This window comes from Pseudomonadaceae bacterium SI-3, from assembly GCA_004010935.1.
Taxonomy (GTDB): Bacteria; Pseudomonadota; Gammaproteobacteria; order Pseudomonadales; family Pseudomonadaceae; genus Stutzerimonas.
Genome location: CP026511.1, coordinates 4,343,399 through 4,365,762 on the forward strand (window position 1 = coordinate 4,343,399; position 22,364 = coordinate 4,365,762).

General features: G+C 60.5%; 23 protein-coding genes and 1 pseudogene. 16 read left to right on the forward strand and 8 right to left on the reverse strand.

Going from position 1 to position 22,364, the window contains the following annotated elements; all coding sequences use genetic code 11:
- The first annotated feature begins 54 nt into the window (after positions 1–54).
- Together C1896_20220 and C1896_20225 are read left to right on the forward strand one after the other, a co-directional pair.
- Complete coding sequence (locus C1896_20220; GenBank protein ID AZZ47048.1) at positions 55–1,266, forward strand: putative DNA modification/repair radical SAM protein; 1,212 nt, start codon at positions 55–57, stop codon at positions 1,264–1,266.
- Entirely contained in the window at positions 1,266–2,096 is an 831-nt protein-coding gene (locus C1896_20225; GenBank protein ID AZZ47049.1) for a hypothetical protein, read from the forward strand. Before C1896_20220 ends, C1896_20225 begins: the two co-directional genes overlap by 1 nt.
- On the opposite strand, the gene C1896_20230 is transcribed toward C1896_20225, so the two are convergent.
- The gene (locus tag C1896_20230) at positions 2,097–3,242 is read right to left on the reverse strand and encodes a twitching motility protein PilT (GenBank protein ID AZZ47050.1); all 1,146 of its coding nucleotides are present in this window, start codon (positions 3,240–3,242) and stop codon (positions 2,097–2,099) included.
- 75 nt (positions 3,243–3,317) lie between these two features.
- Positions 3,318–4,352 (reverse strand): type IV pili twitching motility protein PilT, encoded by a 1,035-nt coding sequence (locus tag C1896_20235; protein ID AZZ47051.1) that lies wholly within the window; start codon positions 4,350–4,352, stop codon positions 3,318–3,320.
- A 66-nt stretch (positions 4,353–4,418) separates the two neighbouring features.
- Between C1896_20235 and C1896_20240 the strand changes: the two genes are divergently transcribed.
- From C1896_20240 to C1896_20285, 10 genes are all read left to right on the forward strand, one after another.
- Positions 4,419–5,132, forward strand: a complete 714-nt coding sequence (locus C1896_20240; GenBank protein ID AZZ47052.1) for a YggS family pyridoxal phosphate-dependent enzyme — start codon at positions 4,419–4,421, stop codon at positions 5,130–5,132.
- 13 nt (positions 5,133–5,145) lie between these two features.
- Entirely contained in the window at positions 5,146–5,973 is an 828-nt protein-coding gene (locus tag C1896_20245) for a pyrroline-5-carboxylate reductase (GenBank protein AZZ47053.1), read from the forward strand.
- A 9-nt stretch (positions 5,974–5,982) separates the two neighbouring features.
- Positions 5,983–6,573 carry a YggT family protein gene (locus C1896_20250; GenBank protein ID AZZ47054.1) on the forward strand — a complete coding sequence of 197 codons (591 nt, stop codon included), beginning with the start codon at positions 5,983–5,985 and terminating at the stop codon, positions 6,571–6,573.
- Positions 6,574–6,694: 121 nt separating this feature from the next.
- The gene (locus C1896_20255) at positions 6,695–8,656 is read left to right on the forward strand and encodes a GTPase (GenBank protein ID AZZ47055.1); all 1,962 of its coding nucleotides are present in this window, start codon (positions 6,695–6,697) and stop codon (positions 8,654–8,656) included.
- Between the two features lie 81 nt (positions 8,657–8,737).
- A complete protein-coding gene (locus C1896_20260) occupies positions 8,738–9,877 on the forward strand; it encodes a homoserine O-acetyltransferase (protein ID AZZ47056.1) in 1,140 nt (379 codons plus the stop codon).
- Positions 9,878–9,886: 9 nt separating this feature from the next.
- Positions 9,887–10,486: a methionine biosynthesis protein MetW gene (gene metW, locus C1896_20265; protein AZZ47057.1), complete on the forward strand. Its 600-nt coding sequence runs from the start codon at positions 9,887–9,889 to the stop codon at positions 10,484–10,486.
- Between the two features lie 23 nt (positions 10,487–10,509).
- On the forward strand, positions 10,510–10,932 hold the full coding sequence (locus tag C1896_20270) for a DUF4426 domain-containing protein (GenBank protein AZZ47058.1): 423 nt from the start codon (positions 10,510–10,512) through the stop codon (positions 10,930–10,932).
- Entirely contained in the window at positions 10,929–11,525 is a 597-nt protein-coding gene (gene rdgB, locus C1896_20275; protein AZZ47059.1) for a non-canonical purine NTP pyrophosphatase, RdgB/HAM1 family, read from the forward strand. The genes C1896_20270 and rdgB overlap by 4 nt, the downstream gene beginning before the upstream one ends.
- Positions 11,526–11,587: 62 nt before the next feature.
- Positions 11,588–12,709: a YggW family oxidoreductase gene (locus C1896_20280; GenBank protein AZZ47753.1), complete on the forward strand. Its 1,122-nt coding sequence runs from the start codon at positions 11,588–11,590 to the stop codon at positions 12,707–12,709.
- Between the two features lie 9 nt (positions 12,710–12,718).
- On the forward strand, positions 12,719–13,042 hold the full coding sequence (locus C1896_20285; GenBank protein AZZ47060.1) for a DUF3392 domain-containing protein: 324 nt from the start codon (positions 12,719–12,721) through the stop codon (positions 13,040–13,042).
- A gap of 6 nt (positions 13,043–13,048) precedes the next feature.
- On the opposite strand, the gene C1896_20290 is transcribed toward C1896_20285, so the two are convergent.
- Positions 13,049–13,393 (reverse strand): DUF5064 domain-containing protein, encoded by a 345-nt coding sequence (locus C1896_20290; GenBank protein AZZ47061.1) that lies wholly within the window; start codon positions 13,391–13,393, stop codon positions 13,049–13,051.
- Positions 13,394–13,598: 205 nt separating this feature from the next.
- Here C1896_20290 and arcD point away from each other — a divergent pair.
- The 4 genes and pseudogenes from arcD to arcC all read left to right on the forward strand — a co-directional run bounded on the left by arcD (position 13,599) and on the right by arcC (position 18,394).
- Positions 13,599–15,025: pseudogene (gene arcD / locus C1896_20295) on the forward strand (arginine-ornithine antiporter).
- Positions 15,026–15,121: 96 nt separating this feature from the next.
- Entirely contained in the window at positions 15,122–16,378 is a 1,257-nt protein-coding gene (arcA, locus tag C1896_20300; protein ID AZZ47062.1) for an arginine deiminase, read from the forward strand.
- Positions 16,379–16,431: 53 nt separating this feature from the next.
- Entirely contained in the window at positions 16,432–17,442 is a 1,011-nt protein-coding gene (locus C1896_20305; protein AZZ47063.1) for an ornithine carbamoyltransferase, read from the forward strand.
- A 28-nt stretch (positions 17,443–17,470) separates the two neighbouring features.
- On the forward strand, positions 17,471–18,394 hold the full coding sequence (arcC, locus tag C1896_20310) for a carbamate kinase (protein AZZ47064.1): 924 nt from the start codon (positions 17,471–17,473) through the stop codon (positions 18,392–18,394).
- A gap of 54 nt (positions 18,395–18,448) precedes the next feature.
- On the opposite strand, the gene C1896_20315 is transcribed toward arcC, so the two are convergent.
- The 5 genes from C1896_20315 to C1896_20335 form a co-directional block, all read right to left on the reverse strand.
- The gene (locus C1896_20315) at positions 18,449–19,783 is read right to left on the reverse strand and encodes a DUF1329 domain-containing protein (protein ID AZZ47065.1); all 1,335 of its coding nucleotides are present in this window, start codon (positions 19,781–19,783) and stop codon (positions 18,449–18,451) included.
- A gap of 177 nt (positions 19,784–19,960) precedes the next feature.
- Complete coding sequence (locus tag C1896_20320) at positions 19,961–20,671, reverse strand: tRNA (guanosine(46)-N7)-methyltransferase TrmB (GenBank protein ID AZZ47066.1); 711 nt, start codon at positions 20,669–20,671, stop codon at positions 19,961–19,963.
- 69 nt (positions 20,672–20,740) lie between these two features.
- Positions 20,741–21,535, reverse strand: a complete 795-nt coding sequence (locus C1896_20325; protein AZZ47067.1) for a thiazole synthase — start codon at positions 21,533–21,535, stop codon at positions 20,741–20,743.
- Positions 21,536–21,613: 78 nt separating this feature from the next.
- Positions 21,614–21,814: a sulfur carrier protein ThiS gene (locus tag C1896_20330; GenBank protein ID AZZ47754.1), complete on the reverse strand. Its 201-nt coding sequence runs from the start codon at positions 21,812–21,814 to the stop codon at positions 21,614–21,616.
- Positions 21,815–21,891: 77 nt separating this feature from the next.
- Entirely contained in the window at positions 21,892–22,293 is a 402-nt protein-coding gene (locus C1896_20335) for a DUF423 domain-containing protein (protein ID AZZ47068.1), read from the reverse strand.
- Positions 22,294–22,364: the final 71 nt, after the last annotated feature.

The following is a 22,364-nucleotide window of genomic DNA, read 5'->3' on the forward strand; positions in this document are numbered from 1 at the left end:
ATTCAACTGAGCCACCATGATACTGTATATACAACCAGCATCATGGTGATTGTTATGCAGTTGATCGAGAAGCTCAGCGTCCTGGCCGACGCCGCAAAATACGACGTGTCTTGTGCCAGCAGCGGTGCGCCCAAACGCAGCTCGAAGGGACGCAGTGGGCTCGGCGCCACGGATGGCATGGGTATTTGTCACAGCTTTACCCCGGATGGTCGCTGTGTGGCGCTGCTGAAAATCCTGTTGACCAACTTTTGCCTGTACGACTGCCAATATTGTGTCAACCGGCGTTCCAGCGATGTTCCGCGCGCACGCTTCACCCCAGAAGAAGTGGTGACGCTGACATTGGACTTCTACCGCCGCAACTGCATCAGCGGCCTGTTTCTCAGCTCAGGGATTATCCGCTCGGCTGACTACACCATGGAGCAGCTCAATCGCGTGGCCAAGCTGCTACGCGAAGAGCACGAGTTTCGCGGTTACATTCATCTGAAGACGATCCCAGATGCCGACCCGCAACTCATTGCAGAGGCGGGGCGTTACGCCGACCGCCTCAGCGTCAACATTGAACTTCCGACCGAGGCCAGCCTGATTCGCCTGGCGCCTGAAAAACAGGTAGTGACCATCAAGCAGGCGATGCACGCCATTCATGAGGGCGAGACCGAAGCGAAAGCGGAAAAGCGAGCGCCACGCTTCGCACCGGCAGGTCAGAGTACGCAGATGATCGTCGGCGCGGACGCCACCGATGACAGCACCATTCTGCATACCGCCCAATCACTGTATGGCGACTTCAGACTGCGTCGCGTCTATTACTCGGCATTCAGCCCAATTCCGCACAGTCCGAAGACAGTACCCTTCGAAGCACCGCCGCTGCTGCGCGAGCATCGCCTATACCAGGCGGACTTCTTGATGCGCAGCTATGGCTTCAAGGCCGGCGAATTGTTGACGGGCCCGGGCAACCTGCCGCTGGACATCGATCCGAAGCTGGCATGGGCACTGTCCAATCGCGAGCATTTCCCGGTTGATCTGAATAGCGCCGAACCTGCATTGATTGCGCGCATCCCCGGCATCGGCATTCTCAGTGCCAAACGGCTGGTCGCCCTGCGCCGGCAGAAGCGAATCCGCTTTGAAGATCTGACCCGCCTTCGCTGCTCGCTGGAAAAAGCCAAGCCCTTCGTCATCACCCAGGATTACCGCCCCAGCCTGGCCTACCGAGAATCGTCCGCCTTGCGCCGGCAGCTCAGCGAAGGCCCGGTGCAGATGGGGCTCTGGTAATGCTTCAGGTTCGTTTCGACGGTCGTTTCGATGGTTGGCGCGAGGCGGCTCGCGATTTGCTCCACCGCGGAATCGCCCCACATCACGTGGAATGGCTAGCTGGCGACGAGGCGGGTGGCTTGTTCGGCGGCCACGTTGAACCGGAGTCGATCGAGCCCAGCTCGCCGGTACGCATCCCTCGGCAGTTGCTCGCCGAACTGGAAACTGCGGCGCGCTTTCGAACAGCTGACCGCTGGAGCCTGCTGTATCGCATCCTTTGGCGAGTCGCGAAGGGCGACCAGACGGCCAGGCTGGTTGGCGATGTCGACGGCAGCGAACTGCACGCGCGAATCAAGACAATCCGCCGCGAAACGCACCATCTGCACGCCTTTCTCCGGTTCAGCCCGATTACGTGCCCGAGCGGCCCCGACTACGCGGCCTGGTTCGAGCCGGCGCACGACATCCTGACCAGCGCCGCGCCGCACTTCGCCGAGCGGATGGGCCTGCATTCGTGGTTGATCGCGACACCGGATGATGCAGTGTTGTGGGACGGGGACGTCATGCACTACGCCAATCCCTGCCCCGCCATCTGGCGCCAGTTGGCACAGACCGCCCAGGAGTCTGGCGCTGAGTTGTGGAAGACCTATTACGAAAGCACCTTCAACCCGGCGCGGCTCAACCGCGACGTGTTGCAGAACAATCTGCCGGTGCGCTTCTGGAAAAACCTGCCGGAAGGGCCACTGATCCCGCAACTGATGAGCCGTGCCCGGGCTGGAGCACAACGTGACGGCCAGGCAGAGCGTGTCGCCACCCGTCCGGGCAAGCGCATAGAACGGCCCGGACAGGCATGATCAGCGGAAGCTGCGACCCGTATCGTCGTCGCTGACTTCCAGCGTCAGCCCCTGAGATACGCTGGTGAGATGTTCACCGTCGGTTTCCGAACCCAGCTTGATCATCAGCCGTAGATCGTTGGAGGAGTCGGCATGCGCCAGGGCGTCTTCGTAAGTGATTTCGCCTTGCACGTAGAGGCTGTACAGCGCCTGGTCGAAGGTCTGCATGCCAAGGTCGGTGGAGCGTTTCATCAACGATTTGAGCTCGTGAACCTCTCCTTTACGGATCAGATCAGCTGCAAGGGGGGTATTGATCAGCACTTCGATCACCGCGCGACGGCCTTTGCCATCGGGCGTCGGGATCAGCTGCTGAGCGACGATGGCTTTGAGGTTCAGCGACAAATCCATCCAGACCTGCTGCTGCCGATCAGCCGGGAAGAAGTTGATGATTCGGTCCAGCGCCTGGTTAGCGTTGTTGGCGTGCAGGGTCGCCAGACAAAGGTGGCCGGTTTCGGCGAATGCAACGGCGTAGTCCATGGTTTCCCGTGTCCGCACTTCACCGATCAGGATCACATCCGGCGCCTGGCGCAGGGTGTTTTTCAGCGCTACATCGAAGGAGTCGGTATCGATTCCGACTTCACGCTGGGTGACGATGCAGCTCTGATGCTGGTGAATGAACTCAATCGGATCTTCGATCGAGATGATATGGCCGCTGGAGTTCTTGTTGCGGTAGCCGATCATCGCAGCCAACGAGGTCGATTTGCCGGTACCGGTCGCACCGACGAACAGCACCAGCCCCCGCTTGGTCATTGCCAGCTTTTTCAGCACTTCGGGAAGTTTCAGGTCTTCCAGCGTTGGTATGTTGGTCTCGATACGGCGCAGTACCATGCCCGCGAGGTTGCGCTGATAGAAGGCGCTGACCCGAAAACGACCAATGCCGCGCGCGCTGATGGCGAAGTTGCATTCGTGGTTTTCCGTGAACTCGCGACGCTGCTGCTCGTTCATCACCGCGTGAACCGTTTCGCGGGTCATTTCCGGTGACATCGGTGTCTTGTTGACTGGCAGGATCTTGCCGTTGACCTTCATCGACGGCGGCACGCCAGCGGTGATGAACAGGTCGGAACCGCCTTTTTCCACCATCAGGCGCAACAGTTTCTCGAATTCCATCGTCGTTCTCGTAGTCCGGCGTAGCCGCGCTATAGCAAAGCGAAGAACCAGGCTTAGCGCCAGGCCCCGGTAGGTTTAGAAGTTTTCCGGCTGTTTGGCTTTTTCTTTGGCACTGTCACGCGAGACCAGCCCCTTGGCGAGCAGCCCTTTGAGGCAGGAATCGAGCGTTTGCATGCCCAGCGAGCCGCCGGTCTGGATGGACGAGTACATCTGCGCCACCTTGTCCTCGCGAATCAGGTTACGGATCGCAGGGGTGCCGATCATGATCTCGTGCGCCGCCACCCGACCGCCACCGACCTTTTTCAACAGGGTCTGGGAAATCACAGCCTGCAGAGATTCGGACAGCATCGAGCGGACCATCGACTTCTCTTCAGCCGGGAACACGTCAACGACCCGGTCGATAGTCTTGGCCGCCGAGGTGGTGTGCAGGGTGCCAAACACCAGGTGGCCGGTTTCCGCGGCGGTCAGCGCCAGGCGAATGGTCTCCAAGTCGCGCATTTCGCCGACGAGAATGATGTCCGGGTCTTCACGCAGCGCCGAACGCAGTGCTTCGGAGAAGCCGAGCGTGTCTCGATGCACTTCACGCTGGTTGACCAGACACTTCTTCGATTCATGGACGAATTCGATCGGGTCCTCGATGGTGAGGATGTGGTGGTACTTAGTGCTGTTCAGGTAGTCCAGCATCGCCGCCAGGGTGGTCGACTTGCCCGAACCGGTCGGCCCGGTGACCAGCACCAGCCCGCGAGGTACGTCGGTAATCTTGCGGAAGACCTCACCCATTCCAAGGTCTTCCATGGTCAGCACCTTGGACGGAATGGTCCGGAATACCGCACCAGCGCCGCGGTTCTGGTTGAAGGCGTTGACCCGGAAACGCGCTACGCCCGGCACTTCGAACGAGAAATCGGTTTCTAGAAACTCTTCGAAATCCTTGCGCTGCTTGTCATTCATGATGTCGTAGATCAGCGCGTGTACCTGCTTGTGGTCCATCGCTGGGAGGTTGATCCGGCGCACGTCGCCATCAACGCGGATCATCGGCGGCAAGCCGGAAGACAGGTGCAAATCCGACGCACCCTGCTTGGCACTGAAGGCCAGCAGCTCTGTGATATCCATGGGACTCCCCAATTACAAGCAAGCAGGTAGAATGCCGCGCAGACCCTAAGGTGGCAGGCGCAGGTAATGTCCACGATAGCGACGAATATTGCAAAGGTCGGAACGCGCATCCGTGAGGCGGCGCAAGCTGCAGGGCGTGATCCCGACGGAGTGCTCCTACTTGCGGTGAGCAAGACCCAACCGGCCGAGGCCATCCGCGAGGCCAGCGAAGCAGGCCTGCGCGATTTCGGTGAAAACTATCTACAGGAAGCGCTGGAGAAACAGGCCAAACTCGCCGACCTGCCATTGGTCTGGCATTTCATTGGCCCCATCCAGTCGAACAAGACCAAGCTGATCGCCGAGCATTTCGACTGGGTGCACTCGGTGGACCGCTTGAAAATTGCCCAACGTCTTTCGGATCAGCGTCCCGAGCACCTGGCTCCGTTGAACCTCTGCCTGCAGGTCAACGTCAGCGGTGAGGCCAGCAAATCCGGCTGCGAGCCACAAGATGTTCACGAACTGGCTCAGGCCATCTCCGCATTGCCCCGTCTGCGTCTACGCGGCCTGATGGCAATACCCGAACCGACCGATGACCCAGCCGAGCAGCGCGCTGCCTTCGCCCGCCTGCGCCGGCTACAAACCGAACTTCGGTTGAACCTGGACACTCTTTCCATGGGCATGAGCCAGGACCTCGAAGCTGCCATCGCCGAAGGGGCAACCTGGGTTCGGATCGGCACTGCCCTGTTCGGTGCCCGCGCTTATCCTTCGAAAGCAGCCGCAGACGCCCCTCCGCATGAATAAAAGGAACCGTACTTTGAGCACTCCCCGTATCGCCTTCATCGGCGGCGGCAACATGGCCGCAAGCCTAATCGGCGGTCTACGCGCCCAGGGCACTGCCGCCTCCGCGATTTGTGCCAGTGATCCCGGCGCCGATAAACGCAGCGAACTCGAAGCAGCCCATGGCATCGACACTTTTGCCGACAACGCCCAGACCATCGCAGGCGCAGACGTAGTCGTACTGGCGGTTAAGCCGCAGGTGATGCAAGCAGTCTGCCGTGATCTGGCCGCAAGCCTGCAAGCGAATCAGTTGGTTGTTTCGATCGCAGCTGGCATCGATTGCGCCAGTCTGCAGGCGTGGTTAGGCGAACAATCCCCGCGCGCGATCGTGCGCTGCATGCCTAATACCCCGTCCTTGCTGCGCCAGGGTGTGAGCGGGTTGTTCGCCAACGATCAAGTGACCGACACGCAAAAACAGCAGGCCGAACAACTGCTTTCAGCGGTTGGGTTGGCGCTTTGGCTGGACAAGGAATCGCTGATTGATGCGGTGACTGCTGTGTCGGGCAGTGGCCCGGCGTATTTCTTCCTGATGATCGAAGCCATGACCGCGGCGGGTGAGCGAATGGGCTTGCCACGTGACACCGCGGCACAACTGACCATGCACACCGCTTTGGGCGCCGCGCGAATGGCCTGCGAAAGCGATGTCGGAGCCGCTGAACTGCGACGCCGCGTCACCTCGCCGAACGGAACCACCGAAGCGGCGATCAAAGCCTTCCAGGCGGGCGGTTTCGAAAGCCTGGTCGAGCAAGCGATGGCTGCAGCCGCACGACGCTCGGCCGAACTCGCTGAACAATTGGGCAACTAAGGAGCCTTCATGTCGCAACTCTCGCAAGCCCTGATCCTGATCGTTCAAACGCTAGGCAGCCTGTACCTGCTGATCGTCTTGCTACGCTTCATCCTGCAGCTGGTCCGGGCAGACTTTTACAACCCACTGAGCCAGTTCATCGTCCGCGCCACGCACCCGTTGCTTAAGCCATTGCGCCGCGTAATTCCCAGCATCGGCGGACTCGACCTGTCGTCGTTGGTATTGGCGATCATCGTCCAGGTCCTGCTAATGGCCGCTATCCTGATGATCGCGTTCGGCACCATCGGCAATCCGCTGCAGCTACTGGTCTGGGCGATCATTGGCGTGACCGGGCTGTTCATCAACATCTTTTTCTATGCGCTGATCATCAGCGTGATCCTGTCTTGGGTCGCACCTGGCAGCCACAACCCCGGCGCCCAATTGATCAGCCAGATTTGCGAACCGGCGCTCGCACCGTTCCGCCGCCTGCTGCCGAACCTGGGAGGGCTGGATATCTCGCCGATTTTTGCATTTCTGGCAATAAAATTGATCGACATGCTGGTCATCAACAACCTGGCGATGATGACGCATATGCCCAACATCCTGCGTTCGCTCATCTAAAACCGAAACCGCCCATAGCCTCGTGTAGCCTTTTGGGCGGTGGTTCACAAAAGGCTCGATTGACCCGTACCCGGCGGCAGGGATAATCGCCCCCTACGCCATCAGGAAGCACACCACGCTCATGGAACGACTCGACCGGCAGGTGGATGCCTATGTCTCCTGGAAACGCGACCTGATCCGCGAAATCACGCGTTATCGCAGCTGGCTGGCGCACAACCGACTGAACTCCGATGTGGTTGAAGCCAGACTGGACCGCGCACTCAAACTGTTGCGCACTGACCACATCACCCTTGCGTTTGTCGGCGAGTTTTCCCGCGGCAAGACGGAGCTGATCAACAGCCTGTTTTTTGCTGGCTACGGCCAACGCATCCTGCCATCGCGGGCCGGTCGCACCACCATGTGCCCGACTGAGCTGTTCTTCGATCCACGTGCGGAACGTTCCTACATTCGCCTGCTGCCGATCGAGTCCCGCTTGGAAGACACCAGCATCGCGCAGCTCAAACGCACCCCGCACCTTTGGACCAACATTGCACTGGATCCCGCTAACCCTGACGCCATGGTCGAAGCGTTCGGCCAGGTTGCCTCTACCCGGTCGCTGCCCGTGGAGCAAGCCATTCAGCTGGGCTTCCATCCCGACGCACTGGAGGCGTCCGATGCCGACGGGGAAGTGATGGTGCCGGCCTGGCGACACGCCATGGTCAACTTCGATCATCCGCTGCTGCGCCAAGGCCTGCGCATCCTCGACACGCCCGGCCTCAATGCCCTCGGCAGCGAGCCAGAGCTCACCCTTTCGATGCTGCCTAACGCCCAGGCAGTGATTTTTTTGCTGTCTGCAGATGCCGGGGTGACGGCAAGCGACATGGGCATCTGGCAACAGCACATTCGCCAACTCGACGACGGTGGACAAAACCGCTTGTTCGCTGTGCTTAACAAGATCGATGTCCTGTGGGACGACGTATCCGGTGACGCCTTCGTCAGTGAGGCGATCCAGCGGATGCAGGCCGCTACGGCGCAACAGCTGGGTATTGCCATCAAGGATGTGCTTCCTCTCTCAGCAAAGCAGGCCCTGCTGGCCAAAATTCGCGGCGACGAGGACCTGCTCAAACGCAGTCAACTGGTTGAGCTGGAGCACCTGCTCTGTGAGCGCATCCTCGCCCAGAAGGAGCGCCTGCTCGAGCAACAGGTCGTGCGCCAGGTGCTCGCGCTGCTGCAAAACAGCCAGCACATCCTGACCCAGCGACTGGCCAAGGTGCGCGAGCAATGCGAACTGCTCGACAGCCATCGCCAAGACAGCGGCCAGATGCTCATGGAGCTGACAGCCCGTACCCGCCATGACCATAACCAGCACCATAAGCGTTTGCTGCAGTTAAAAACCAACCAGCGATTACTGCAACGCCAGGGCGAGCTTCTGCGTTCGACGGTGCGCCCAGAACGGCTCGAGGAGCACCTTGCCCGACTGCGTCGCAGCCTCACAGGTAGCCTGACCACACTGGGTATCAACCTGAGCATCGTGCATTTCTTCCGCTCCGTAGAGCAGGATCTCGGTGCGCTTGAGCACGAGGCGGCATTGGCAAACAAGATGGTCTCGGCCATCTACCGGCGCCATAACGACGAAAACCCGCTGCACGGGGTAGACGCCCCGCTGTTCCGTCTGGCGCGGTACCAGAACGAACTTAAAGGCCTGCAAGGCAAGGCCGACCAGTTTCGCCTGCAGCTCAAGACCCTGCTTACCGAGCAGCGCACCTTGACCCGACGTTTCTTCGCCACCCTTGTACAAGAGGTGGTCACCATGCATCAACGGTTGCGCCAGGAAGCCGAGCATTGGGCCAACGAAGCGCTGCTTCCACTGATGCAGCATTCGTTGGAACACAAGCAGCAGCTGGAAGCGCATATGCTGCGCCTCAAGAGCTTGGCGCAGGACAGTCAGCAAAGCAGCCAGCGCGGCCGCCTGCTGACACGTTACAGCCTGGAGCTGGAACAACAACTGGCCCAGGCCGGCGAAATGCTGCGACTGCTGCGAAAACCCGCGCCGATCCGCCGCCAGGGCAAAGTCGTCAGTCTCACCAGCGCCAGCATCGGCTGACACAGACGTTGCGATTGAGGATGAATTGAGGCGCGCTAACCTTTAGACTTTGCCGCCTTCTTCCAGTACGAGCCAGGGTCAATGCCCACAGCTATTCCAGCCGATTCCGTTGGTCTGGTGAGTCCGAAGGTCGCGCATTTCGCCGAGCCGATGGCACTCGCCTGCGGCCGCACGCTGAACGCTTACCAGCTGATCTACGAAACCTACGGCGAGCTCAACGCCTCGTGCAGCAATGCCGTGCTCATCTGCCACGCACTTTCAGGCCATCATCATGCGGCCGGCTTCCATGACGCCGAAGACCGCAAGCCCGGCTGGTGGGATAGCTGCATCGGCCCGGGCAAAGCCATCGATACGAACCGCTTCTTTGTGGTCAGCCTGAACAATCTCGGCGGCTGCAATGGCTCGACCGGCCCCAGCAGCACCAATCCAGCAACGGGCAAGCCTTATGGCGCGGATTTCCCGGTCGTCACCGTGGAAGACTGGGTCAACAGCCAGGCACGCCTGGCCGACATGCTGGGCATCAAGCAGTGGGCCGCAGTGGTGGGCGGCAGCCTCGGTGGCATGCAGGCCATGCAGTGGACCATGAGTTACCCGGAGCGCGTCCGCCATTGTGTGGCGATCGCCTCGGCACCCAAGCTGTCAGCCCAGAACATTGCGTTCAACGAGGTAGCGCGCCAGGCCATTTTGTCGGACCCGGAGTTTCACGGCGGGCATTTTCAAGAGAAGGGTGTAATCCCCAAGCGGGGCCTGATGCTAGCGCGGATGGTCGGGCACATCACCTACCTGTCCGACGACGCCATGGGCACCAAATTCGGCCGTGGGCTCAAGAGCGAAAAACTGAATTACGATTTCAACAGCGTCGAATTCCAAGTCGAAAGCTACCTTCGCTACCAGGGCGAAGAGTTCTCCGGCCGCTTCGATGCCAATACCTACCTGCTGATGACCAAGGCGCTGGATTACTTCGACCCGGCGGCGACGCACGACGATGATCTGGCCAAGGCACTGTCCACGGCGAAAGCGGACTTCTGCGTTATATCGTTCACAACCGACTGGCGCTTCTCCCCGGAGCGCTCGCACGAAATCGTCGACGCGCTGATGGCAGCGCGCAAGAACGTTTGTTATCTGGAGATCGACGCCCCTCAAGGCCACGACGCCTTCCTGATTCCGATCCCTCGATATCTACAGGCCTTTCGCGGTTACATGAACCGCATCGCCGTATAAGGAACCTATATGCGCGCCGACCTGGAAATCATCCAAGACTGGATACCGGCGGGAAGCCGCGTGCTCGACCTGGGCTGCGGTAACGGTGACTTGCTGGCCTGGCTGCGGGACAACAAACAGGTGAGCGGCTATGGTCTGGAAATCGATCCAGACAACATTGCCGCCTGCGTCGAAAAAGGCGTCAACGTCATCGAGCAGGACCTCGACAAGGGCCTCGGCAACTTCGCCAGTGACAGTTTCGACATGGTGGTTATGACCCAGGCACTGCAAGCGGTCCACTACCCGGACAAGCTGCTCAAGGAGATGCTGCGGGTCGGACGCGAGTGCATCATCACCTTTCCCAATTTCGGTCACTGGCGCTGCCGTTGGTACCTGGCCAGCAAAGGCCGCATGCCGGTGTCGGATTTTCTGCCCTACACCTGGTACAACACGCCGAACATTCACTTCTGCACATTCGAGGATTTCGAGCGGTTGTCCCACGAACTTGGCGCCCGAGTGCTCGAGCGCCTAGCCGTGGACCGCCATCACAAGCACGGTGTGGCGAGCCGCTTGTGGCCTAATCTGATTGGTGAAATTGGTATCTATCGTGTCACCGGAGCCGTCCGCTGACCGCTCATTGCTGGAGGTAATCCATGAGATCTCGTTTGATATGCCTGCTCGCCCTGCTCTTTGCGCTGCCCGCCGTGGCTGAGCGCAAACACAGTGTCGGCGAATATGATGTGCACTACATCGCGTTCAATTCCGGCTTTCTGCAGCCTGACATCGCTGCCGCAGCTGGCCTCGTGCGCAGCAAGACTCAAGGCGTGGTCAACCTATCGGTGCTCAAGTCCGGCAAACCGACCGCAGCGCAGGTCAGCGGTACGGTGAAGAACCTGCTTGGGCAGGATTACTCACTGAGTTTCAAGCAATTGAAAGAAGGCGAGCAGGCCATCTACTACCTGGCTCAGTTCCCCTTCGACTCGCAAGAAACCCTGCGCTTTAACCTGAACGTGCAGCCTGCCGGCGCCCCGGCGATCAATTTCGACTTCAGCCAAGAATTCTTCCCGGACGAATGATGCTCTTCAAAGAACTGGTGCTGGCCAGCCACAACGCCGGCAAGCTAAAGGAACTGCAGGCCATGCTGGGCGACGCCGTACGCGTGCGTTCGATTGGTGAATTCAGCGACATCGAACCGGAGGAAACCGGGCTTTCCTTTGTCGAGAACGCCATCCTCAAGGCACGCAATGCAGCGCGTATATCCGGCTTGCCTGCGCTGGCCGACGACTCGGGGCTGGCGGTTGATCACCTGGGTGGTGCGCCGGGCATCTACTCGGCGCGCTACGCAGGCGGCCAGGGCGACGCGGCGAACAATGCCAAACTGCTCGACGCCCTGAAGGACGTGCCGGACGCCGAGCGTGGCGCTCAGTTCGTCTGCGCGCTGGCATTACTGCGGCATGCCGACGATCCGCTGCCGATTCTCTGCGAAGGACTGTGGCAGGGCCGCATTCTGCACAGCGCTCAGGGGGAGCATGGCTTCGGTTACGACCCCCTGTTCTGGGTGCCGGAACGTGACTGCTCAAGCGCTGAGCTGGCACCGGAGGACAAGAACCAGCTCAGCCACCGCGCCCGCGCCATGGCCTTGCTCAAGCAGCGCCTGGGGATCGCATGACCGCTGCTTCCAACGGCGGCGCTCCCGAGCCGCCTGCGGTATCGCGCCTGGAACTGCCGCCACTGGCGGCCTACGTTCATATTCCTTGGTGCGTGCGCAAATGCCCGTACTGCGACTTCAACTCCCATGCTGCCGGCGCCTCGCTACCCGAAGACGCTTATGTGCAGGCGCTGCTGGCGGACCTAGATGCCGATCGGGAGCAGATACAAAGCCGCAAGCTGACGTCGATCTTTTTCGGTGGCGGCACGCCGAGCCTGTTCTCCGCCAATGCGCTGGAACGAATCCTCGAAGGCATGCGGCAGCGGGTCGGGTTCGCCGATGACATCGAGATCACCCTGGAAGCCAACCCTGGCACGTTCGAACAGGCGAAATTCCGCGACTACCGCAGCCTCGGCATCAACCGTTTGTCGATTGGCGTGCAAAGCTTCCAGCCCGCCAAGCTGAAGGCTCTTGGCCGCATTCACGATGGTGACGAAGCGATCCGGGCCGCCGATATGGCGCGCGCGGCGGGCTTCGATAATTTCAACCTCGACCTGATGCATGGTCTGCCTGAGCAGAGCCTGGAAGACGCGCTGAGTGATCTGCGCATCGCCATTGCCCAGCAACCGACGCACCTATCTTGGTATCAGCTCACGGTCGAGCCGAACACCGAGTTCTGGAGCAAACCACCCCAGCTGCCGGAAGACGAGACCCTGTGGGACATACAGGAAGCCGGACAGGCGTTACTCGCCGCGCACGGCTATGGCCAGTACGAAACCTCGGCTTATGCTCAACCCGGCAGGCAGGCGCGGCACAACCTCAATTACTGGACCTTCGGCGACTTCCTTGGACTGGGCGCGGGCGCCCATGGCAAGTGGACCGCACCGAATGGCGAGATCCGCCGGCACTGGAAGACCCGCCTGCCGAAAGACTACCTCGACCCGGCGAAACGCTTCCGCGCGGGCCACAAGCAACTCGCGCTGGACGAATTGCCCTTCGAATTCCTAATGAACGTGCTGCGCCTCACCGACGGCGTCCCATCATTGTTGTTCACTCAGCGCACCGGTCTCTCGTTGGACTTGCTGGCCGACGGACGACGGGACGCGGAAGCACGCGGTTTGCTTGAACCCGACCCGCAGCGTCTGGTTGCGACCCACAAAGGCCAGCTTTTTCTCAATGACCTGCTGCAACTCTTCCTGCCTTAAGGACCCTGCATGGATCTCGTATTCGACCTCATCGCCACCCTGTCGCGCTGGAGCCGCCACCACCTGTTCGATATTTCTCTGGCGATCATGGCGACCCTGTTTGTCCTGTTCGGCCCGGCATTGAACGCCTGGGTGCAGAAGAACATCGGCGGGCTCAATTTCGTCCTTCGCACCCTGGCGTTCGTGGTCTTCTGTGCGTTGGTCTACGGCCTTGGCATCATCTATCTCAGCCCCTGGCTGGCCAAGGGGTTGGCGCAATTCAACAACTACACCCTGGCGCCGGTACTTCTGCTCGTGCTGTTCATCATCGGCGTGGTCGCTGACCGAAACTGAACTGAACTAGTCTTCTCGCAAAAAACGGTCGAGATCCACAGGCTCGCCGGGCATTCCGTGCAGCTGGTCGCGCAGATCCTCGAACATTGGATCGTAATCCGCGTGAAATGCGAACAGCACATCCGTGTGCAGGTGCAAACCGCGCTTGCGCAGGCATTGACGGATGCGCTGCAGGAAATTGAAAGCCACGTCGCGGTGCATTTCAAACCGTTCGTCAATCGGCGTCTGATCGACCTCCCCATGAAGGTGGAACGAGGCCCATTCTGGCTTTTGCGGCGCCCCTTCGACGTGGTATTCGAGTATCAAGTGATACCCGGGAAAGCCGTCGGATGGCAATCGGCTGACTTCCACATGACCTGGTCTGAACACGGACCTTCTCCTCAGTGAATCTGGCGTTGCCTGCCAGGCGCTCTACCTGCCGTGACCGCCACGGCACGCTAACAGCTCGATGCCATGCTGACACTCTCGTTCTGACGTTTGTTGACGCCCGTCATTACCCTGTCGCACGCCTGGGCGCCCAATGTCTCCAGTGCTGATCCTAAAAGGAAACAGGAACATGGCAACGACCTCGAAACAATTGAAACTCGGTGCACTGATAGCGCTAGTGGTGGGCTCGATGATTGGCGGCGGAATCTTTTCGCTGCCGCAGAACATGGCCGCGAGCGCCAGCGCCGGCGCGATCCTCATCGGCTGGGGCATCACAGCCATCGGCATGCTCACGCTCGCCTTCGTCTTCCAGACGCTGGCCAACCGCAAGCCAGACCTGGATGCAGGCGTTTATGCCTACGCCAAGGCGGGCTTTGGCGACTATATGGGTTTCTCGTCGGCCTGGGGCTACTGGATCAGTGCCTGGATCGGCAACGTCAGCTATTTCGTCCTGCTGTTCAGCACCCTGGGCTATTTCTTCCCGATCTTTGGGGAGGGCAACACCTTGCCGGCTGTGATCGGCGCATCACTGGTGCTTTGGGGTGTGCACCTGTTGGTTCTACGTGGCATTCAGCAGGCCGCGTTCATCAATCTGGTCAGCACTATCGCCAAGATCGTTCCGCTGATCATGTTCATCGTCATTGCCGCCATCGCCTTTCGCCTGGAAGTATTCACGGCGGACTTCTGGGGCCGCGGCAATCTGGAGCTGGGCAGCGTCATGCAGCAGGTGCGCAACATGATGCTGGTGACCGTATGGGTCTTCATCGGCATCGAGGGCGCCAGCGTCTACTCTGCTCGTGCCGAGCGACGCAGCGATGTCGGCAAGGCAACCGTGATCGGCTTCATTGGCGTGCTCGCGCTACTCGTGCTGGTCAACGTCCTATCCATGGGAATCATGAGCCAGGCCGAGCTTGCGGGCCTGAAAAACCCTTCGATGGCGGGGGTACTGGAGCAGGTGGTGGGACGCTGGGGCGCCGTGCTGATCAGTGTCGGGCTGGTGGTGTCACTGGCCGGCGCGCTGCTCTCCTGGACCCTGCTATGCGCGGAGATCCTCTTTGCCGGGGCACGCGACCACACCATGCCGAGCTTCCTGCGCAAGGAAAATGCGAATCACGTTCCCGTCAACGCGCTCTGGCTGTCCAACGGGCTGATCCAGTTCTTTCTGATCATCATCCTATTCAGCGCTTCGACCTATCTGAGCCTGCTCTACCTCGCCACTTCGATGATCCTTGTGCCCTATTTCTGGTCCGCGGCCTACGCGCTGCTGATCAGCATTCGGGGGAAGGCTACGAGAATGCGCCTGGTGAGCGGCGCAAGGATCTGCTGGTGGCCGCCATTGCGACGCTGTACGCACTCTGGCTCGTATATGCCGGAGGCGTGCAATACCTGCTGCTTTCTGCGCTGCTCTACGCGCCAGGCGCTCTGCTGTTCGCCAAAGCCAAGCATGAATGCGGCGAGCCGGTATTCACCACCGTCGAGAAGCTGATCTTCGCCGCGGTCGTGATAGGCGCTGGCATCGCGGCCTACGGCTTGTACGACGGTTTCCTTTCGCTTTGATCCTTTTAGGCGCCTGCGCCTACTCCTCGACCATTGCCACGAGCGATGGCGAACCACTGAGCACCTACCGGTGCGAAGACTGCTAGGAGAACTGCTATGACCCCGCAACCCCAGAAACTGGGTGTCCATTCCGAAGCCGGCAAACTGCGCAAGGTGATGGTCTGCTCGCCAGGCCTTGCCCACCAACGGCTGACCCCGACCAACTGCGACGAACTGTTGTTTGATGATGTGATGTGGGTAAACCAGGCCAAGCGCGATCACTTCGATTTCGTCACCAAGATGCGTGAGCGAGGGGTCGAAGTCCTCGAGATGCATAACCTGCTGACCGAGACGGTAAGCAATCCAGAGGCGCTGAAATGGATTCTTGACCGAAAGATCACTGCGAACCAGGTCGGCACTGGTCTGCAGAATGAAGTGCGCAGCTGGCTCGAGGAGCAACAGCCCCGGCACCTCGCGGAGTACTTGATCGGCGGCGTCTCGGGCAGCGACCTTCCGGGCACGCAAAGCGGCGAAATCGTTAGCATGTTCCGCGATTACCTGGGCCATTCGAGCTTTATCGTGCCGCCGCTGCCCAACACGATTTTCACCCGCGACACCAGTTGCTGGATATATGGGGGCGTATCGCTCAACCCCATGCACTGGACAGCGCGGCGTCAGGAAACCCTGCTCACTGCGGCGATCTACCGCTTCCACCCCGAGTTTGCCGATCAGGACTTCAAGATCTGGTACGGCGACCCCGAGCTCGATCACGGCCTGGCGACGCTCGAAGGCGGCGACGTAATGCCGATCGGTAATGGCGTGGTGCTGATCGGAATGGGTGAGCGCAGCTCCCGCCAGGCGATTGGCCAATTGGCCCAATCGCTGTTTCGCCAGGGTGCAGCCGAGCGGGTGATTGTCGCCGGCCTGCCGCGCTCACGCTCGGCGATGCACCTGGACACTGTGTTCAGCTTCTGCGATCGCGACCTAGTGACGATCTATCCAGACGTCGTTCAGGGCATCGTCGCGTTCAGCCTGCGATCAGACGAGAGCAAACCAGGCGGCATCGATCTGCGTCGCGAGAGTTCGAGCTTCCTTCAGGTCGTGGCCGAGGCCCTGGGCTTACCCGCTTTACGCGTAGTCGAAACGGGCGGCGATAGCTATGAAGTCGAGCGTGAGCAATGGGACGACGGCAACAACGTCGTCGCGCTGGAGCCGGGCGTAGTCATCGGCTACGACCGCAACACCTTCACCAATACCATGCTGCGCAAAGCCGGTGTCGAAGTCATCACCATCAGCGCCAGTGAGCTTGGACGAGGCCGTGGCGGTGGCCACTGCATGACCTGCCCGATCATTCGCGACGCCATCGACTATTGATCACAGTCCCGGGCGAGCTTCGCCCGGCACGCCACATCAGAGGAATGCTCATCATGCCCTTCAATATCCACAACCGTAGCCTGCTCAGCCTGATGCACCACAGCGAACGCGAGCTGCGCCACCTGCTCGACCTGTCCCGTGATCTGAAACGCGCCAAATATACAGGTACCGAGCGCCAGCATCTGAAAGGCAAGAACATCGCGCTGATCTTTGAAAAAACCTCTACCCGCACCCGTTGCGCCTTCGAGGTGGCGGCCTATGACCAGGGAGCAAACGTCACCTACATCGATCCCAACTCCTCGCAAATCGGCCACAAGGAAAGCATGAAGGACACCGCGCGCGTGCTGGGGCGCATGTACGACGCCATCGAGTACCGCGGTTTCAAGCAGGAGATCGTCGAGGAACTGGCCCGCTACGCCGGCGTGCCGGTCTACAACGGCCTGACGGATGAATATCACCCCACGCAGATGATTGCCGACGTGATGACCATGCGCGAGCACAGCGACAAGGCACTGCATCAGATCAGCTATGCCTACCTCGGCGATGCGCGCAACAACATGGGTAATTCATTGCTGTTGATCGGTGCCAAGCTGGGCATGGACGTACGCATCGCTGCGCCCCGCGCACTCTGGCCAAGCGAAGCGCACATCAAGGCCTGTCGGGATTTCGCCGCACAGAGCGGCGCGCGGCTGACGCTTACCGAGGACCCGATCGCAGCCGTAGAAGGTGTGGACTTCGTGCACACCGATGTGTGGGTGTCCATGGGTGAGCCGGTCGAGGCCTGGGCCGAACGCATCGAGCAATTGCTCCCCTATCAGGTGAACACGGCGCTCATGCAGGCCACCGGTAACCCGCGCAGCAAGTTTATGCACTGTCTGCCGGCGTTCCACAACAGCGATACCAAGGTGGGCAAGGAGATCGCTGCCAAGTACCCGCACCTGGCCAATGGCATCGAGGTGACCGAGGACGTGTTCGAGTCGCCCTACAACATTGCCTTCGAGCAAGCGGAAAACCGCATGCACACCATCAAGGCAATTCTCGTCTCGACGCTTGCAGACGTCTAAGCCACTAGACGTACCAGGAGGACATAGCATGCGCATCGTGATTGCACTGGGTGGCAACGCCCTGCTTCGCAGAGGCGAACCACTGAGCGCCGACAACCAGCGAGAGAATGTCAGAACCGCTTGCAGCCAGATTGCCCGCATCTCGCCCGGTAATGAGCTGGTAATCGCCCACGGCAACGGCCCACAGGTTGGGCTGCTGGCCCTGCAGGGAGCTGCGTACACGGACGTGCCCGTTTACCCGCTGGATGTACTCGGTGCCGAGACCGAAGGCATGATCGGCTACATTATCGAGCAGGAGCTAGGCAATCTGCTGCCCTTCGAGGTGCCCTTCGCCACCCTGCTCACGCAAGTGGAGGTGGATGCTGCTGACCCGGCGTTCGCCAATCCGAGCAAGCCGATCGGCCCGGTGTACAGCCGCGAAGAGGCCGAACGACTGGCCAGTGAAAAAGGCTGGCACATCGCTGCCGATGGCGACCGTTTCCGCCGAGTTGTTCCGAGCCCGCGACCGAAGCGGATTTTCGAAATCAGGCCGATCCGCTGGCTGCTGGAAAAAGGCAGCGTGGTTATTTGCGCTGGCGGCGGTGGCATTCCTACGGTGTACGACCAGAACGGGCACCTGCAAGGCGTCGAGGCAGTGATCGACAAGGACCTCTGCTCGGCGCTACTGGCCGAGCAGCTCGAAGCCGATCTACTGGTGATCGCCACGGATGTCGACGGGGTCTACCTGGACTGGGGCACGCCGCAGCAGCGCCGCATCAACGAGGCCCATCCCGACCAGCTGGAACTGTTGGGCTTTGCCGCAGGTTCGATGGGGCCGAAGGTTCAGGCAGCATGTGAGTTTGCCCGCAACACCGGCAAAGCTGCGGTAATCGGCTCGCTGGCCGACATCGAAGCGATCGTGCAGGGCCGCGCCGGAAGCCGCGTCAGCCTGTCGGCACACGGCGTGTCATAGCCAAAAACCACAAGGGCGCCCGCGGGCGCCCTTGCTGCTCTCAGCCAGTGCTGCTTAGTTGCCGCGACGCAGCGCTGCCGGTGAGAAGTCACGCGGGCCGAGCCGGGCACTGAAGTCATACATCGGCTCGTTGTTATCCAGACCGTCAACGAAGTAGTTGTCGTCTTTCAGATGATAGAGCGTTTCGACGGTGCTGTTGAACATCGGCACGTCGTAATAGCTGATTGGATGGCTTTCCTGCAGCCCGATCAGCTCGCCCTTTTCATCAAACAGGTCCACAGCCAGAATCGACCAGCTGTCCTCATCGACATAGAACCGGCGCTTGTCGTAGGGGTGACTGAAGCCCTTGCGCAGTGTAGCGTCGACGACCCAGACCCGATGCAACTCATAACGCAACAGTTCCGGATTCAAGGTTCGCGGACCGACGATTTTATCGTAGGGGATGCCCTTCTGATGCACCGCGTAGCTGTTGTAAGGCACCAGCATTTCGCGCTTGGCGACCAGCTGCCACTCATAGCGATCCGGTGCGCCATTGAAGGAGTCCACCACGTCCGCCGTGGCCAGGCCGCTAGTGTCGGGCTGCAGCGAATCGTAGGCGAGCGAAGGCAAACGACGTACGCGGCGATCAGCCGGGCTGTAGCGCCAGGCTTTGCGTACCGCCAGCACCTGGTCGAGCGGATCCTGGACCACCAGGGCGGTACCTGACAGTTTGGCCGGCGCAGTGACACGGTACTTGTAGTACAGCGACGTGTTGTCCAGGTCGGCCTGGCTCATGCCCTCACGGTTATAAACGTAATAGATCTGCCGATCCCGTTTGATATAGCTCGGGTTGCCGTTGATCACCACGGCCTGATTGTTCACGAAGTGAGTCTGGTCGCCCTTGTAATGCAGAACATGGTTCCAGATCACCTCCATCCCGTCCTGGGGGATAGGAAATGGAATACCCGCTGAGGCGCCCTTGATCCCGTTGCCGTTGGCGATCAGCTCGGCATTCACCGCGTTCAGTCGCGTGGCGTCATAGATGCGCTGCGGGTTGCTGGCGCTGCGACGGGTTGGAAATACCCGCATATGAAAGTCCGGATGCCGCTCGACCAGCGCTCGCAGCCCCTCCGGCAACAAAGCGGCGTACTGAGCCACATTGCTCTGGTCCACTCGGTAGAGCATCGGGTCAGCCGCGAAAGGGTCCGGATGGTGCATGCCGGCTTCGTAGCCTGCAGGTGGCTGCACACCTCCGGTCCAAGCGGGAATGGTGCCGGCGGCGTTACCGGCGCGCTCGGCACCCAGCGGGGTCAGGTCCTGACCCAGGCGCACGGCCTGCATCTCGTCGACCTTGGCATGAGCCTGGCTGGCACAGGCCGCCAGCAGCAGAATTCCAAATTTCCTGTACATCTGTTTGCTCCTTGCAGCGCGGCTGGCGCGGCAGATGACGGCTCTTGCCCGCAGGCAGAGCGCTCGTTGATGCGTTGGGATCGTGCCGTCCTGGCATTTTTCGTTATTGGATCGTCCCTGGGCCGCTTGGTCGCGGCTTTGGTGGATGTAGCGGTGGCACGTATTTCTTTCAGCGAGTCAGTCGATGCGCTCGAACTTAAGGTCCCAGACGCCGTGGCCGAGGCGCTCACCGCGCCGTTCGAACTTGGTGGTCGGGCGCTCCTGCGGACGATCAACGTACTGCCCGTTTACGGCCTGGTTACGGTAGCCAGGCGCGACGTTCATAACGTCGAGCATGTGCTCGGCATAGGCCTCCCAGTCGGTGGCCATATGCAACACGCCGCCGACCTTGAGTTTCTGCCGGACCAACTCGGCGAATGCCGGTTGGACGATGCGCCGTTTGTGATGACGACTCTTATGCCAGGGATCAGGGAAAAACAGCAGAACCCGGTCCAGGCTCGCATCGGGGACGCATTCACGCAGCACTTCGAGCGCATCGCAACTGTAGATCCGCACGTTATTCAGATTCTGTGACAGAAGTCCGTTTAACAGGGCCCCTACGCCCGGCGAGTGCACTTCGACCGCAATGAAGTCCTGCTCGGGAGCCGCCGCGGCCATTTCTAGGGTGGAGTGGCCCATGCCAAAGCCGATCTCGAAGGTGCGTGGTGCCTGCCGAGCAAAGATCTGATCGAAGTCGCGCAACCCATCTGCCAGTTCCAGGCCGAACCGGGGCCAGCCCTGATCCAGACCTCGCTGCTGTCCTTCGGTCATGCGACCGGCACGCATCACAAAGCTTTTGATGGTGCGCATGCGCCGTTGGCCCTCGGCCGGGATTGGAGTCTCACTCATGAACGAACCTACAGATAAAAAAGACCGGCCGCGCGATCGAGCACGCGGCCTGAGACGGGAGGAGAAGTATTAGCGGATCAGGCCTTCCAGAGGCGAGGAAGCGCTGGCATAGAGTTTTTTCGGCATGCGGCCGGCCAGGTAGGCCAAGCGGCCGGCGTCGATCGCATACTTCATGGCCTCAGCCATCAGCACGGGGTTCTGCGCATGAGCGATGGCGCTGTTCATCAGCACCGCCTCACAGCCCAGCTCCATCGCGATGGTTGCGTCGGATGCCGTGCCGACGCCTGCGTCCACAAGCACCGGCACCTTGGCCTCCTCGAGGATGATGCGCAGGTTGTATGGGTTGCAGATGCCTAAACCCGTGCCGATCAGACCGGCCAGCGGCATCACCGCAATGCAGCCCATGTCGGCCAGCTGGCGGGCAATGATCGGATCGTCGCTGGTGTACACCATCACGTCGAAGCCATCCTTGACCAATACTTCAGCGGCCTTGAGGGTTTCGATGACGTTGGGAAACAGGGTTTTTTGGTCGGCCAACACTTCCAGCTTGACCAACCGGTGCCCATCGAGCAGTTCACGGGCCAGGCGGCAGGTGCGCACGGCCTCTTCGGCGTCGTAGCAGCCCGCGGTGTTCGGCAGGATCGTGTAGCGGTCTGGCGAGATCACATCCAGCAGATTAGGCTCGCCCGGGTTCTGGCCGATGTTGGTACGGCGTACCGCCACGGTGACGATCTCCGCGCCAGAGGCCTCGATGGCCGCGCGGGTTTCCTCGAGATCCTTGTATTTACCGGTGCCCACCAGCAGACGCGATTGATAGGTGCGACCGGCAAGCGTGAAGGGTTTGTCGTGCGGAACTGGGCTCATGCGACCATCCTGTTCAGACCTAATGAAGCGAGAAGTACGCTGCTGCACGGGCGGCGTCGGGGAATATCGATTTGTGGCTCAGCCACCGCCAATGGCATGCACGATTTCGATCTGATCGCCTTCGACCAGAACCGTCGCGGCATGCTGGCTGCGTGGCACGATGTCGCGGTTGAGTTCGACCGCTAGCCGGCGCCCGGTCAGCTCCAAGCGCTGCAGCAGATCAGCCACCGACTGGCCGTCCGGGAGCTCATAGCGCTCACCGTTCAACTGGATATGCATAGTGATCGCCACCATTGCAAAAGGGCCAGCATTCTAGCCCGATCGACTCGGTCCACCAAGGCAACAGCTGCCACCATTCATCTCCACCTCGGCCGCTCCGTCAATGAGCCACGCAGATTCCAGGCGGCCAGCATCAGACAGATCCAGCCGGCCAGGAACGCCGTACCGCCAATCGGAGTGATAATGCCGAGCTTGCCGACACCGGTCAGGGTCAGCAGGTAGAGACTGCCGGAGAACAGCAGGACACCCAGCGTAAACAAGCTGCCTGCTGCGACCAGCAGACGGCTCGGCGCATGCAACGCCAGCAAGGCGATGCCGAATAATGCCAGCGCGTGGATCAGTTGATAGTGCACGCCGGTCTGAAACACAGCGAGATAGTCAGCAGCCAGGCGGCTCTTCAAACCATGGGCTGCGAACGCGCCGAGGGCGACGCCGGTTAAGCCGAAGAATCCAGCGAGCATAAGAAACGGGCGAATCATTCGGGGGCCTTCCGGTCAAGGACTGTATGCACCGTTATAATGCCCGTTCTCCCCGGTTGCGACCACGCCCC